The 14627-nt window shown below is 62.1% G+C and carries 13 protein-coding genes and 1 tRNA gene; 3 read left to right on the top strand and 11 right to left on the bottom strand.

Going from position 1 to position 14627, the window contains the following annotated elements; genetic code table 11:
• Positions 1 to 22: 22 nt before the first annotated feature.
• From HNP33_RS04775 to HNP33_RS04825, 11 genes are all read right to left on the bottom strand, one after another.
• Positions 23 to 382, bottom strand: a complete 360-nt coding sequence (locus tag HNP33_RS04775) for an NADH-quinone oxidoreductase subunit A (RefSeq protein ID WP_184705847.1) — start codon at positions 380 to 382, stop codon at positions 23 to 25.
• Positions 383 to 451: 69 nt separating this feature from the next.
• Positions 452 to 536 (bottom strand) — tRNA-Leu (locus HNP33_RS04780).
• 117 nt (positions 537 to 653) lie between these two features.
• Positions 654 to 1079, bottom strand: coding sequence for a preprotein translocase subunit SecG (gene secG / locus HNP33_RS04785; RefSeq protein WP_184705849.1), 426 nt, complete (start codon positions 1077 to 1079; stop codon positions 654 to 656).
• 44 nt (positions 1080 to 1123) lie between these two features.
• On the bottom strand, positions 1124 to 1864 hold the full coding sequence (gene tpiA / locus HNP33_RS04790) for a triose-phosphate isomerase (RefSeq protein WP_184705851.1): 741 nt from the start codon (positions 1862 to 1864) through the stop codon (positions 1124 to 1126).
• The gene (locus tag HNP33_RS04795) at positions 1861 to 2856 is read right to left on the bottom strand and encodes an NAD(P)H-quinone oxidoreductase (RefSeq protein ID WP_184706078.1); all 996 of its coding nucleotides are present in this window, start codon (positions 2854 to 2856) and stop codon (positions 1861 to 1863) included. Before HNP33_RS04795 ends, tpiA begins: the two co-directional genes overlap by 4 nt.
• A 97-nt stretch (positions 2857 to 2953) precedes the next feature.
• Positions 2954 to 5176, bottom strand: a complete 2223-nt coding sequence (pnp, locus tag HNP33_RS04800) for a polyribonucleotide nucleotidyltransferase (RefSeq protein ID WP_184705853.1) — start codon at positions 5174 to 5176, stop codon at positions 2954 to 2956.
• Positions 5177 to 5381: 205 nt separating this feature from the next.
• The gene (gene rpsO / locus HNP33_RS04805) at positions 5382 to 5648 is read right to left on the bottom strand and encodes a 30S ribosomal protein S15 (protein WP_184705855.1); all 267 of its coding nucleotides are present in this window, start codon (positions 5646 to 5648) and stop codon (positions 5382 to 5384) included.
• Between the two features lie 477 nt (positions 5649 to 6125).
• Positions 6126 to 6461 (bottom strand): AzlD domain-containing protein, encoded by a 336-nt coding sequence (locus HNP33_RS04810; protein WP_184705857.1) that lies wholly within the window; start codon positions 6459 to 6461, stop codon positions 6126 to 6128.
• Positions 6458 to 7168, bottom strand: coding sequence for an AzlC family ABC transporter permease (locus HNP33_RS04815; RefSeq protein WP_184705859.1), 711 nt, complete (start codon positions 7166 to 7168; stop codon positions 6458 to 6460). The genes HNP33_RS04810 and HNP33_RS04815 overlap by 4 nt, the downstream gene beginning before the upstream one ends.
• A 45-nt stretch (positions 7169 to 7213) precedes the next feature.
• Complete coding sequence (locus HNP33_RS04820; RefSeq protein ID WP_325064907.1) at positions 7214 to 7906, bottom strand: hypothetical protein; 693 nt, start codon at positions 7904 to 7906, stop codon at positions 7214 to 7216.
• Complete coding sequence (locus HNP33_RS04825; protein WP_233464392.1) at positions 7903 to 8946, bottom strand: MlaD family protein; 1044 nt, start codon at positions 8944 to 8946, stop codon at positions 7903 to 7905. Before HNP33_RS04825 ends, HNP33_RS04820 begins: the two co-directional genes overlap by 4 nt.
• A gap of 169 nt (positions 8947 to 9115) precedes the next feature.
• Here HNP33_RS04825 and imuA point away from each other — a divergent pair, with 169 nt between their 5' ends.
• From imuA to HNP33_RS04840, 3 genes are read left to right on the top strand one after another with little or no spacing between them, the layout of a single operon-like run.
• Positions 9116 to 9928 (top strand): translesion DNA synthesis-associated protein ImuA, encoded by an 813-nt coding sequence (gene imuA / locus HNP33_RS04830; RefSeq protein WP_184705861.1) that lies wholly within the window; start codon positions 9116 to 9118, stop codon positions 9926 to 9928.
• Positions 9855 to 11282 carry a Y-family DNA polymerase gene (locus HNP33_RS04835; RefSeq protein WP_233464393.1) on the top strand — a complete coding sequence of 476 codons (1428 nt, stop codon included), beginning with the start codon at positions 9855 to 9857 and terminating at the stop codon, positions 11280 to 11282. The genes imuA and HNP33_RS04835 overlap by 74 nt, the downstream gene beginning before the upstream one ends.
• Before the next feature lie 8 nt (positions 11283 to 11290).
• A complete protein-coding gene (locus tag HNP33_RS04840) occupies positions 11291 to 14419 on the top strand; it encodes an error-prone DNA polymerase (protein ID WP_184705863.1) in 3129 nt (1042 codons plus the stop codon).
• Positions 14420 to 14627 lie beyond the last annotated feature (208 nt).

A 14627-nucleotide genomic window follows, 5' to 3' on the forward strand; every position in this document is an offset into this window, starting at 1 on the left:
CGTGCACCTTTGTGATTTCCGGTTATTCCCAGGTCAGCGCGCCCTTTTTCCATTCGTAGGCGAAACCCACCACCAGAATGGCCAAGAACACGAGAACCGCGATAAAACCAGGCATTCCCACTTCGTGCAGCGACACTGCCCAGGGGAAGAGGAAAGCAATTTCCAAGTCGAAGAGAATGAACAGAATGGCGACGAGATAGTAGCGCACATCAAATTTCATGCGCGCGTCTTCAAACGCTTCAAAGCCGCATTCGTAAGGGGAATTTTTCGCCGCGTTTGGGCGATTGGGACCAAGAATGTATCCCGCCACCAGAGGACCTACACCGACAAGAATGCCCACCAGAATGAACAGGAGGACTGGGAGGTATTGATCGAGATTCATCTGAGTACTCACCGCAGGAGCCAACCTGGGTAAGCACAAGACGCGACCCAGGCAGGCCTTTTTTTGTGTTGGTGCCGTCGGCGAGACTCGAACTCGCACAGCTTTCGCCACTACCCCCTCAAGATAGCGTGTCTACCAATTTCACCACGACGGCTGTTTTTGACTGGTCTGGCAAGGTGTAATTGCTTTTGCAACAATTTACTTCCCAGACAGACCAAGATTCTACTCTGTAAAAACCCTGATATCGGGGATTCTTTCCAAAATAGTTGACTTATTTCGCTGCGGGTTGCGCAGGCTCTGCAGGCGTTGCCGCAGCAGGCACAGCAGCAGCGCCACCGGCAGCTGGAGCAGCAGGTGCAGGCACCGAAGAGCTTGCGGGAGGCACCGCAGTATCAACAGCCGGCGCATTGGACTGCGGAATGGTTGCAGCAGGGCCTTCCAGCACGCTACCAGCGGATGTAGGACGGGCATTGCCAAAATAAGCCAGCGCCAGCGTAGCTGCAAAAAACACCGCAGCCAGCACCGCCGTGCTGCGCGAGAGGAAATTGGCGCTGCCAGAAGCGCCAAACAGGCTGCCAGCACCGCCGCCGCTACCAAAAGCGGCACCTGCATCCGCACCCTTGCCATGCTGAACCAGAACCAGGCCAATCATGCCCAGTGCAGCCAACATCTGAATTGCCAACAAAATCGTTACCATCATCTACCCTTTTATCAAAATTGATAGCTGCTTACGCCCATTTATCAAGCGGCAGCGGCAATAATCTTCAGAAAATCTGGCGCCTTCAGCGCCGCACCACCAATCAAGCCACCATTGATGTCTGGCTGCGCCAGCAACTGCTCGGCGTTGCCTGCATTCATGCTGCCACCATACAGCAGCGGCACCTTGGCCGCTTGCGTGCTGGCAGCCGCCAGTTGCGCGCGCAATACAGCATGGACAGCCTGCGCCTGCTCGGGCGTCGCCGTCTTGCCGGTACCAATGGCCCAGACAGGCTCATAAGCAACCACGATTTCCGTCGTGCAGGCACCAATGGCATGAATCACCGCCGCCAGTTGGCGCTTGACCACAGCCTCTGTCTCACCGGCATCGCGCTGCGCCAGCGTCTCACCCACGCACACAATTGGTGTAATACCCGCATTCAACGCCTTTTGCGCCTTGGCTGCCACCACGGCATCGGTTTCGCCGTGGTACTGACGTCGCTCGCTGTGCCCCACCAGGGCGTAGCGCACGCCAAATTCGCGCAGCATGGCTGCAGACACCTCACCAGTGTAGGCACCACCGTCGTGCGCGGATACATCCTGGGCACCCAGGTGTACCGCAGAGCCCTGCAACAAGCCTTGTACCTGGGAGACATAGACGGCAGGCACAGCCACTGCCACATCGCATGCAGCCTGCCCCAATCCTTGCAGAATTTCTTGCAGCAAGGATTGGTTGGCAGCCAGGCTGCCATTCATCTTCCAATTGCCTGCAATCAGTTTTTTCATTGCTCGCTCCAGCTCAGCATGATCTTGCCGATATGTTGGTTGGATTCCATCAGCGCATGGGCTTCGGCCGCACGCGCCGCAGGGAATCGGCTATGAATGATGGGGCGCACCTTGCCTGCCGCCAGCAAAGGCCACACTTTGGCCAACAAGGCCTTTGCAATCGCAGCCTTGAAAGCTATAGGACGGGGGCGCAGGGTAGAACCCGTGATCTGCAGGCGGCGGCGCAACACCAGGCCAGCATTGAATTCCGCCTTGACGCCACCTTGCACTGCAATGATGACCAGTCGGCCGTCTTCCGCCAGCGCTTCCACCTCACGGGTCACGTAGTCGCCAGCAACCATGTCCAGGATCACATCCACGCCCTTGCCTGCGGTGATGCGCTGGACTTCTGCGACAAAATCCTGCGTCCTGTAGTTGATGGCATGGTCAGCCCCGAGGTCGCGGCAGGCCTGGCACTTTTCGTCCGAGCCCGCGGTCACAATCACTTGCGCACCAAAAGCCTTGGCCAGTTGGATCGCCGTGACACCAATGCCGCTGCTGCCACCCTGGATCAACAAGGTCTCACCCGCCTGCAGTGCGCCACGGTCAAACACATTGCTCCAGACCGTGAAAAAGGTCTCAGGCAAAGCCGCAGCTTCCAGATCAGACAGACCCGCAGGCACTGGCAGGCACTGCGCAACAGGCGCCACGCAATACTCGGCATAACCACCACCGGCAACCAGCGCACAGACGCGGTCACCCAGCTTCAGGCCCTGCGCAGCCATGGCTGCAGCATCACCGGCAACGATGACACCCGCAACCTCCAGCCCGGGCAGATCAGACGTGCCCGGAGGCGGCGCATAGTGGCCCTTGCGCTGAAGCACATCAGGGCGATTGACACCACTGGCAGCCACATGAATGCACAGCTCGCCCCGCCCTGCTTGCGGCATGGGGCGCTCGCCCAGCTTCAAGACACCCGGCTCGCCAAAGCCGTTCATCTCGACAGCACGCATCTTGTCCATGGCGCTTCCTTGGTACATCACATCATTCACATTGTTCGATCAACAAAAACGCACCCAGGCCCAAAAGCTTGGGTGCGCCCTGCAGGCATTACTGCTGCTGTTGTTGTTGCTGATCGCCCTCAGCACCCACGCGTGGCTCACGGGGCTCGCGGTGCTGGCGTGGTGCGCGTTCGCGGAATTCACGTGGCTCGCGAGGCTCGCGCTCCGGCATGCCCGCTGGACGCTCGGTCAGCGCCTTCATCGACAGCTTGACGCGGCCCTTGTCGTCGGTTTCCAGAACCTTGACCTTGACCACTTGGCCTTCCTGCAGGTAATCCGTGACCTTTTCCACGCGTTCGTGGGCGATCTGGCTGATGTGCAGCAAACCGTCCTTACCGGGCAGCAGATTGACCAGGGCACCGAAGTCCAGAATCTTCACGACCGGGCCTTCGTAGACCTTGCCGATTTCGACTTCGGCAGTGATTTCCTCGATGCGGCGCTTGGCTTCGTCTGCCTTGGCACCGTCGGTGGCGGCGATGGTGATGGTGCCGTCTTCCTCGATATTGATCTGGGTTCCGGTCTCTTCGGTCAGCGCACGGATGGTGGCACCGCCCTTGCCGATCACGTCACGGATCTTTTCGGGGTTGATCTTCATCGTATACAGCTTGGGAGCAAACGACGAAATCTCAGCCTTGGCCTCGCCCATGGCTTCCTGCATCTTGCCCAGGATGTGCATGCGCGCTTCCTTGGCCTGTGCCAGAGCAACCTGCATGATTTCCTTGGTGATGCCCTGGATCTTGATATCCATCTGCAGAGCGGTGATGCCGTTGGTCGTACCAGCCACCTTGAAGTCCATATCACCCAGGTGATCTTCATCACCCAGAATGTCGGTCAGCACGGCAAACTTGTTGTCTTCCTTGATCAGACCCATGGCGATACCGGCCACGTGCGCCTTCATGGGCACGCCAGCATCCATCATGGACAGGCAGCCACCGCAGACCGATGCCATGGAAGAAGAGCCATTGGATTCGGTGATTTCCGACACCACGCGGATGGTGTAGGGGAATTCTTCCTTCGAAGGCAGGCAAGCCACCAGGGCGCGCTTGGCCAGACGGCCGTGGCCGATTTCGCGGCGCTTGGTCGAACCCATGCGACCCACTTCACCAGTGGCGAACGGAGGCATGTTGTAGTGGAACAGGAAACGGTCTTCAAATTCGCCAGCCAGGGCGTCAATGCGCTGTGCATCGCGCTCGGTACCCAGGGTGGAAATCACCAGGGCCTGCGTTTCACCACGGGTGAACAGCGCCGAGCCATGGGTGCGTGGCAGCACGGAGTTACGAATTTCGATGGGACGCACGGTGCGGGTGTCGCGGCCGTCGATACGGGGCTCGCCAGCCAGGATCTGCGAACGCACGATACGGGCTTCGATATCAAACAGCATGCCTTCGACCTTGACGCCGTCAAACGCCACGCCCTGCTCCGTCAGTGCAGCCTTCACATCAGCGTAAGCGGTGCGGCAAGCGAGCGTACGCACTTGCTTGTTGCGCTCCTGGTAGGCGGCGCGCAGCTTGGCTTCGCCCAACTCGGTCACCTTGGCAATCAGTGCTTCGTCCTTGGCGGGCGCAGCCCAGTCCCAGGCGGGTTTGCCAGCATCGCGCACCAGTTCGTGGATGGCGTTGATGGCGATCTTGCCTTGGTCGTGACCGAAGACCACGGCGCCCAGCATCACTTCTTCGGGCAGTTGCTGCGCTTCGGATTCCACCATCAGCACAGCGGCTTCGGTACCAGCCACCACCAGATCCATCTGCGAATCCTTGCGCTGGGTCTGACCGGGGTTGAGCACGTATTCGCCATTGATGTAACCCACGCGGGCAGCACCAATGGGGCCGTTGAAAGGAATGCCTGAGACGGACAGCGCAGCGGACACTGCGATCATCGCAGCGATATCGGCATCTACTTCGGGATTCAACGAAATGGTGTGGATGACCACATGCACGTCGTTGTAGAAACCTTCAGGGAACAGCGGGCGGATCGGGCGGTCGATCAGGCGGCTGGTCAGGGTTTCCAGCTCGCTCGGCTTGGCTTCGCGCTTGAAGAAGCTGCCAGGAATCTTGCCTGCAGCGTAGGTCTTCTCGATGTAGTCCACGGTCAGCGGGAAGAAATCCTGGCCAGCCTTGGCAATTTTGGAACCAACGACGGTGGCCAGAACCACGGTGTCATCGATGTTGACCAGCACGGCACCAGAGGCCTGGCGTGCGATTTCACCGGTTTCCATGGTGACCGTGTGCTGGCCCCACTGGAAAGTCTTGGTCACTTTATTGAACATGGTCATATTTGACTCCTTGATGGATAGCTGGGCACGCAGGCCCGGCTTGATTTAGGGGTACAAACAGAACACGATGCCATTCCAATGCTGCACTTATAGCTACAAATTTTGCAGCATTGGAATGACACAGCTTCGCTCTGCTTTGCACCCTCCGAAGTAAAAAACGCCTGAGCTAGCGGACTAACTCAGGCGTTTTCATCTCACCCCAGGCTTACTTGCGCAGGCCCAGCTTGGCGATCAGCGCGGTGTAACGGTCAGCGTCCTTGGACTTGAGGTAGTCCAACAGCTTGCGACGACGGCTCACCATGCGCAGCAGGCCGCGACGACCGTGGTGGTCCTTGGCATGCTCTTTGAAGTGAGGGGTCAGTTCGTTGATACGGGCGGTCAGCAAAGCCACTTGGACTTCTGGGCTGCCAGTATCGGAAGCGGAACGTGCGTTGGCCTTTACAACTTCGGCCTTGATAGATGCGGCGATCATGTGTTTTCCTTCTGAAAAATGCAGCTTGCGCTGGCATTTTTGGTTACTTGCGCCGCAGCCGGAAAAGCTTGCGACGTGCGTCTTGCACCATGCAAAACCGGTCGATTATACCAAAGTGCTGAACCGCTGTATCTGGAACCGCTTTACGGCGCTAAGAACGTGTTCACGATCTCTATGCAGCCGCGTTGGAGTGCAATCGGGATGAGTTCGATGCGATGGGCCACAGCTTGCACCGGGGTGCAAGCAAGGGCCAGCGCACAGAAATCGCCCGATTTCACTCCAACCCGTAGGGACAGTGGTTTTGGGGGCGCCCGGTCAGGGGCGCCCGGCTAGGGGCGGTCTGCGGCGTTACAAATCATCGCAATAGCATGGCTATTGCTGCGGTATTGCGCCGCTAGGCGCACCCCTCGCATCCCATCCCTAGCCGGGCGCCCCGCAAAGCCACAGTCGCGGCGTGAGGGGATCGTAAACACGTTCTTACATCCACCAGCGCACTGCTGCCGACGCCCCGGCTCCCAGCACCACCACCAGCAGGAACGGAGCCCTCAGCGCCAGCGCAATGGCAGCCACGGCCAAGGCCGCAAGCCGCGCGTCCAGAACCAGTTGGTGGCCGCTGGAAAAGGTATTCATGGCTGTCAGCGCCGCCAGCAAGGCAATGGTGAGCGAGCCCGCCACCCGTGCCATGCGCGGATGGTGCAGCCAGCGTGCGGGCACGCCGTAACCCAGCAGCTTGGTGGCATAGGCAATGGCGCTGGCCAGCAACACCCAGAGCCACCAGTGGCCGCCGATCTGTGCAATGGTTTCCGTGTTCATGCTGCGCCTCCTGCGGCGCTGGGTGCCCGCCCACTGCTGCGGGTACAGTAACCCCACACACCGCCCAGCACGGCAGCGATCAGAATCGGAATGCCCGGCGGCACCATGGGCACCGCCAGCATGGCAACTGCTGCTGCCGCCACAGCCAGCGCAATCGGCTCACGCCCTTGGAGACGCGGCCACAGCAGCCCCAGAAAAGCGGCTACTGCCGCGCCATCCAGCCCCCAGCGGCTGGGGTCGCCCAGTGCATTGCCCAGCAGTGCGCCTGCTGCGGTAAACAGATTCCACAGGACATAGACGCCCACGCCAGCCGTCCAGAAGCCGCGCTGCTGCTCAGTCTTGTCTGCCTGGCCCAAGGCAGTGGCAGCGGATTCATCGATTGTCAGCTGCGCCGAGAGCAGCCGAGCAAACCCCTTGGGGCCCAGCAGCGCTGCCATCTGCATGCCGTAGACCGCATTGCGCACACCCAGCAAGCTGGCGGCGCCCAGCGCGGCCACTCCAGCACCACCACCAGCAACCACGCCGACGAAGGCAAACTGCGAGCCGCCGGTGAACATCAAGAGGCTCAACGCGCAGGTCTGCCATACCGACAGGCCTGCGGCTACACCCAAGGCACCAAAAGAGATGCCATACAGCCCGGTGGCGACACTGATCGACACACCCATGCGAAAAGCGGACGATTGCCGCCACAGCGTTGAAAGTTGCATGGGCAGCGATTGTAGGGAAGGCGCAGGGGTTGCGCAGGCGCTGTGCTACTTCTGCGTCGCCTGCAGCACATCCAGCCGCCGCTGCACCTGCGCTGCCAGTACGGTATCACCCTGCTCTTGTGCCAGACGCTGCTGGTTGATGAGCCAGGCGAGCAGCGCACGGCGCCAGCCCTGGGCAGAAGCAGTGTCGACCGCCTGCTGCACCACCGCCATGGGCAGCGGGCCGCGCACCGCCATTGCGCCTGCGGCCACCAGGCGCGAGAGCGGGTCGTCAATGGCTGCCAGTGCCGCGACTGCACTGGCAGGCTGCTGCGCTGCCACGGCCTGCTGGGCTTTGGGCAGCAGTGCGATATCTGCCATCTGCTGGGCGCCGCGCAGATAGCGAGCGTAGGCCTGCTCGGGCGCTGCCGCATCCTGGGCCACAGCCTCATAACCACTGCATGGCGACGCATCTAGCGCAGCCACTTGTGCGGCGCAGCGTGCAAGCTCCAGCCGGGCCAGCAAGTCAGGCCGCGCAGTGCGGCGAACCTCCTCACGCGCACGGCGCCACTCCACATCGGCAACGCGGCTGTTGCCAGACAGGTAGGCATCGGTTGCCCGCTCGACCGCGCCCTGTTCATTGACGGCCCAATCTGGTACTTTCTGGCCGCCAGCGCAAGCCAGCAAAGCGCTAGAAGCTACCAGAGCAATAGCAATCCGATGTACAGCAGAAGAAGAGAAGAAGCGCGTCGACATCATGGCAGCTTGACCTCCGCTTCCTTCTTGGCAAACGGCCATTTGCGGTTCAGCTCGGCCAGCATACCGTCCACCTTGCGCAGGCTGGCCTCAACATCGGCGCGCAAGTCACCCAGATTGGAAGTGGCGTCCTTTGTATTGGAGCCTACAGCCTGCGCCTCCACCAGCACGGCGTCCACTTTCTTGAGGCTGCCGCGCACATCCGCCAGCACGCCATTGAGCTGCTGCACGGTTGCACGCACCTCGGGCATCACGCCCTGCGCGCCAAACACCTGCTTGTCCGTATTCTTGACCAGGCCGTCCAGGCGCGCGAGCAACTGGTTGGCTCGGTCGAGCGTGACGGAGATCTTTTTGGCCTCCTCATCCCCGCCCAGCGCCACGCCCAGCGCGCCGCCGGGGCCATTCAGCTTGGTGCTGAGCATGCGCAACTGCACCAAGGTGCTGTCCAGCGCCGATCCGGCCGAGGTCATCATGTTCAGGTTTTCCAGCAGCTGACGGGCATTGCTCATCAGCTGCGGCAGCTCGGCCGTGGCATCGCCCAGCAGCACAGCGCGCACCGCGCCATCTTCCAGCGGTGGGTCGTCCAGAATGCCTGAGTACGCCTTGATCGTGGTCCCCCCCACCAGGCCTTTGACCAGGGTGAACACGCTGCTGATGCGCAGCCAGTGTGCATCCTTTTGCGGCACGGCCACATGGATGCGCACCGTGCCATCCTGGGCCAGCTCAATCTTGTCCACTTTGCCGATGGGAAAGCCCGAAAAGGTCATGTCCATGCCAATGGTCACGCCCTCGGAGTCTTCGGCTGTCAGGATCAGCTCCTGCTTGGGCTCGAAAACCCCGCGCGCATACAGCAGGTACAACGCCGATCCAACAATGAGCAGCATCGTGAACAGCAGCAATGCAGCGGCCTTGCGCTCCAGATGCGGAACGGGCGCCAGGCCATCAATGGCTACGCCATCGGCCACGGCCGTATGCCGCACCGAAGCCGCAGCATGCGGCGGCAAAGGCCGATCCGCTGAATCGTGGGGTTCTGGTATATGCATGTGTGCCTGATCTTACCCGCGCTGCAAGCCATGGTAATAAAAATCCTGCCGGCGCCATCTGGCAAAGCATTGTGCGCTATGCATTTGATATGGAAAGCCTGCCCCGTTCCAACCATTGCAGACAAGTGCCCCGCGTCGCTTTATACTGTATATATAAACAGTATTTATCATGCATTCCATCCCGTCCAATCCGGCTCCTGCTCTGCCACCATCGGTTGCCGCCAACATCTGGCGGGGCGACTGCATGGTGCGCACGCAACTGGCCTGCACACCCACAGGATGGGAAGCGCTGGATTGCGAGCTGCCCGGCAAGGGTTGGCCCAGCCAGAGCCTGACGGAAGTGCTGCAACCCCAGGCAGGCCAGCTGGAATGGCGACTGACAGCCGCTGCGCTGCAGCAACACAGCCAGCAGCGCAAAGCCATCGTCGCCATCGGCCCGCCGCTGCCGCCTCACGCCAGCGGCTTGGCGCAGCAGGGGCTGACGCCCGACCAGTTCGTATGGATCAATACCTCCACGCCGCAGGACCGGCTCTGGGCACTGGAGCAGCTCATCCGCGCCAATGCGGCAGGCGTGCTCCTCGCCTGGCTCCCGCAGGCCAGCCCTGAGCAGATCCGCCGCCTGCAGATCAGCGCGCAGCAATTTGAAGGACTCGTCTTTCTGTTTCGGCCCAGCAGTGGCCAACACCAGGCATCGGCCGCTCCGCTGCGGCTGCTGGCCCATGCCAGCAAGCCCTGGTCACTGCAGTTGCAGATCGTCAAGCGACGCGGGCCGGCACATACCGGCACGCTCGATCTGCCTGCCGCTCCGCGCAGCCTGCAAGCGTTCCTGACGCCGCGCATGCTGGGCAACGCAACCGCCACGCCTTCGCTCACCCCTCTTTCAGCCCCCTCATCCTCTCCTGTACGCCATGACACCGCTTTGGGCAGCGCTGCTGCCCCATCTGCAAAACATGCAGACCGCGCCACCGCCCAGCAGCATTGATGCCAATATGCATGGCTTGGCGCTGTGGGCACTGCAGTTCACGCCGCGCGTGGCCTGCGTGCCCTCCCCTGCGCCGTTTGGCGATGCACTGGTGCTGGAGCTGTCTGCCAGCCAGCGCCTCTTCGGTGGCCGCCAGCAACTGGCCCGGCGCCTGCTGCGCGAAGCCCGGCAACAGGGCGTGCGCGCCATCAGTTGGGCCCCTAGCAGCCTGGCCGCCATTGCCCTGGCACGCAGCGGCCTGCGCCACGGCTTTGGCGCGCCACTCGCTCAAGTGCTGGCACCGTTGCCGCTGGCCGCCCTCGATGCAACCGCACACCATGCCCAACTGCTCTCGCAATTGGGCTGCACCAGCCTGGGAGCGGTGCAAGCCCTGCCGCGCGGCGGCGTGGCAAGGCGCTTTGGGGCAGAACTGCTGGCCGCGCTCGACCAGGCTTGCGGCCTGCGCCCCGACCAATACCCCTGGATAGACTTGCCCGCTCGCTTTGATGCCCGGCTGGAGCTACCCATGCGTATCGATCAGGCCGACGGCCTGATGCATGGTGCGCGCCACTTGCTGCTGCAACTGTGCGGCTGGCTTGCCGCGCAGCGGGCAGGGATACGCAGTTGCACCCTGCGCTGGTGCCACGACGCAATGCGTTCAAAACATGTGGGCGATGGCGGCGAGCTGGTGCTGCACACGGCCACCACCACACGCGATGTCGGGCATCTGGCCCGCTTACTGCAAGCGCATCTGGCCCATGTGCAATTGCTTGCCCCCGTGGGCGAGCTAAGTCTGCATGCCGATGCCCCTGAAGCCCTGCACGAAGCCAGCGCCAGCCTGCTGCCCGACACCACCGCACAAGGCGAAAGCCTGGTGCAGGTGCTTGAGCGCATCACCGCCCGCCTGGGCAGCCACCAGGTGCAGCGCCCCCAACTGCAGGCCGACCACCGGCCCGAATGGCAGGTGCAATGGCAACCCGCCTGCCAGCTTGGTGCTCTATCCCCCGTACACCTCCCCGCACAACCCGCCGTGCCACCCCTGCCCCAACCGAGCTTCCTGCTGGCAGAGCCCCTGCAACTGCTGCAGGACGGCAACAGCCAGCCCTTGTACCAAGGCCCGCTGCAGCTGCTGACAGGGCCGCAGCGCATCGAAGGCGGCTGGTGGCACCGCAGCCCTGGCTTTGTGCTGCCCGGCGATGGCGAGGCTGATACGAAGCCCGGCGCCAGCACGCCACCGCCCATGGCCCAGATCGCACACAACGCTGTACGCGATTACTGGGTGGCATACAGCGCGCATGCAGGCCTGCTGTGGGTCTTTCACACCCGCCTGTCGGCGCAGGACAGCGCCTGGTTTCTACATGGCCGCTTTGCATGAGCCTTGCCATGGCAGACCTCCCCCGCCCCACCATTCCACGCTACGCCGAGCTGTGGTGCCTGAGCAATTTCAGCTTTCTGCGCGGCGCCAGCCACCCGCATGAGCTGGTGGCGCGTGCGCACCGCCAGGGCTATGCCGCACTGGCGCTGACCGATGAATGCTCGCTCGCCGGCATTGTGCGCGCCCATGTGGCGGCCCGCGAATGCGACCTGCCGCTGATCATTGGCGCCCAGTTCCAGGTGCAATGCAGCAACGATGATGCGCCGCCCTTCACCCTCATCGCGCTCGCCTGCAACCTGCGCGGCTACGGCAACCTGTGCGCACTGATCACCCATTTGCGAAGAAGAGCGCCCAAAGGGCAATACGCGCTTGCGCAATCAGCTATCAAGAAAAGAGTGTTTGACGACTGCGTGCTGCTGCTGGCCCCGCACCGCCAGGCAAGTGCTGCCCATATCGACACCCAGGCCCGCTGGTTGCAGGAGCACTTTGCAGGCCGCTGCTGGTTGGCGGTGCAGCAAGACCGCAGCCTGGGCGACGAAGCCTGGCTGCTGCAACTGCGCGCTGCCAGCCGCACCACAGGCGTGCCACTGGTCGCAGCAGGCGATGTGCACATGCATGTGCGTTCGCGCAAACCGCTGCAGGACACGCTCACCGCCATCCGTCTGCGCAAGCCGCTGACCGATTGCGGCTACGGCCTGCAGCCCAATGCCGAGCGCCATCTGCGCAGCCTTTTGCGGCTGGCACAAATGTACCCCCGCGATCTGCTCGATGCCACGCTCACCGTCGCAGCGCACTGCCATTTCTCGCTGGATGAATTGCGCTACCAGTATCCCGACGAGGTTGTGCCCGTGGGCCTGTCCCCCGCCAGCTACCTGCGCCAACTCACCTACGAAGGCGCGGCCAGCCGTTGGCCGCAGGGCATTCCCACCAAGGCCCAGGCCCAGCTGGAGAATGAACTCTCCCTGATCAGCGAGCTGCACTACGAACATTATTTTCTGACCGTTCACGACATCGTGCGCTATGCGCGCAGCCAGAACATTCTGTGCCAGGGCCGCGGCTCGGCAGCCAACTCGGCCGTCTGCTATTGCCTGGGCGTGACCGAGGTAAACCCTGCCGAAAGCACGGTGCTGTTTGAACGCTTCATCAGCAGGGAACGCAACGAGCCGCCCGATATTGACGTGGATTTCGAGCACGCGCGGCGCGAAGAAGTCATCCAATACCTGTACAAGAAATACGGCCTGCACCGCGCAGGCTTGACGGCCGTCGTCATCCGCTACCGGCGAAAATCCGCGATCCGTGATGTGGCCAAGGCACTCGGGTTTGCAGCGGAGCAGATCGACCTGCTGGCACGCGACCATTCGCAATGGGACGCCGAACTGCTGCGCAGCGAAGCGCTGCAAAAGGCCGGCTTGCAGGCCGATGATCTGGCCGTGCGCCAACTGGTGGAGCTAGTGGAGACCCTGCGCCACTTTCCACGCCACCTGTCGCAGCATGTCGGCGGCTTTGTGCTGACGCGCGGGCCGCTGTCGCGCATGGTGCCGATCGAGAACGCCAGCATGAAAAACCGCACCGTCATCCAGTGGGACAAAGACGACCTGGATGCCGTGGGTCTGCTGAAAGTGGATGTGCTGGCCCTGGGCATGCTGACGGCACTGCAAAAAATGCTGCACCTGGTTGGCGCGCGCAAGGGCGGCACCTTCGGGCTGGGCGACATTCCGCACGCAGACCCCGCCACCTACGACATGATCTGCGCCGCCGACACCATCGGCGTCTTCCAGATCGAAAGCCGCGCGCAGATGAGCATGCTGCCACGCCTCAGGCCCCGCAACTACTACGACCTGGTCATCGAAGTGTCGCTGGTGCGGCCCGGGCCCATCCAGGGCGGCATGGTGCACCCGTATCTGCGGCGCAGGCAAGGCCTGGAGAAAGTCAACTATCCCAGCGATGATCTGGAGCACGTTCTGCAGCGCACGCTAGGCATTCCGATCTTTCAGGAGCAGGTCATGCAGATCGCCATCGTCGCCGCCGGTTTCACCCCCGGCGAAGCCGACCAGCTGCGCCGCAACATGGCTGCATGGAGGCGCACCGGCGACCTGCAGCAATACCATGCCAAGATCATCGAGGGCATGACACAGCGGAATTACACCCCAGAGTTTGCCGAGGCCATCTTCCAACAGATCCAGGGCTTTTCGGAATATGGATTTCCCGAAAGCCATGCAGCCAGTTTTGCGATCCTCGTGTACTTCAGTGCCTGGCTCAAATGCCACTACCCGGCTGAATTTCTGGCCGCCATGATCAACAGCCAGCCACTGGGCTTTTACAGCAACAGCCAGCTCATCCAGGATGCACAGCGCCATGGCGTGCAGGTGCTGCCGGTCGATGTAATGCACAGCATGGTGGACTGCACCATGGAAGATGGCAGCAGCGCGCAGCCTGCAGTGCGGCTGGGACTGCGGCTGGTCAAACAGCTATCGCAAGCCCAGAGTGAGCGCCTGGTTCAGACGCGCGAGGCCGCGCCCTTCATCAGCGCCGAAGACCTGGCACTGCGCGCCCGGCTGGATGCACCTGCCATGCAGCAACTCGCCGCCGCCGATGCCCTGGCCAGCCTGGAAGGCCACCGCCGCAACCAGCTATGGCAAGCCGCCGCGCCACGGCACAGCAGCCCCTTGCTGCAAGCCGCTGCCATTGATGAGACCCACCTGGAATTACCCTCTGCCGCCGAGCAGGAAGACATCCACTGGGACTATGCAGCACTGGGCCTGAGCCTGCGCCGCCATCCGCTGGCCTTGTTGCGCGAACGCCTGCAACGCCACCAGTTCCGCACCCATGCGGCCCTGCGCGATGCGCGTGACGGCAGTTGGGTGCGCGCCTGCGGCATCGTCACCTTGCGCCAGCAGCCCCCCACGGCCAAAGGCGTGGTATTCATCACCCTGGAAGACGAGACCGGCAACCTGCAGGTGATCTGCTGGCCCAAGATCCGCGAACACCAGCGCGAGGCGCTGCTGCATTCACAGCTGCTGGCGGTGGAGGGGCGCTGGCAGCGCACGGGCGATGTCGGCAACCTGATTGCCCATCGGTTGCGCGATATGTCCGACTGGTTCGACACCTTGCACATCCGCAGCCGTGACTTTCACTGAGAACTCCATATCGAATTGCGCCATATGTCTCCAGTCCGCTCGCGTTCCCGGCTCATTCCATCAACAGACTACCCATACCCCTTCCATCGCGCCAAAGCACGCAGAGATGTTTTAAATAAATTCATCATTTACGCTCGCCCTTGCTTGTAAGACCGCCACAATTACGATAGCAGACAGCACCCTTTCGCTGCACCAGTTGCGCATGTGT

It is taken from the genome of Comamonas odontotermitis, from assembly GCF_014207855.1.
Classification (GTDB): Bacteria; Pseudomonadota; Gammaproteobacteria; order Burkholderiales; family Burkholderiaceae_C; genus Comamonas; species Comamonas odontotermitis_A.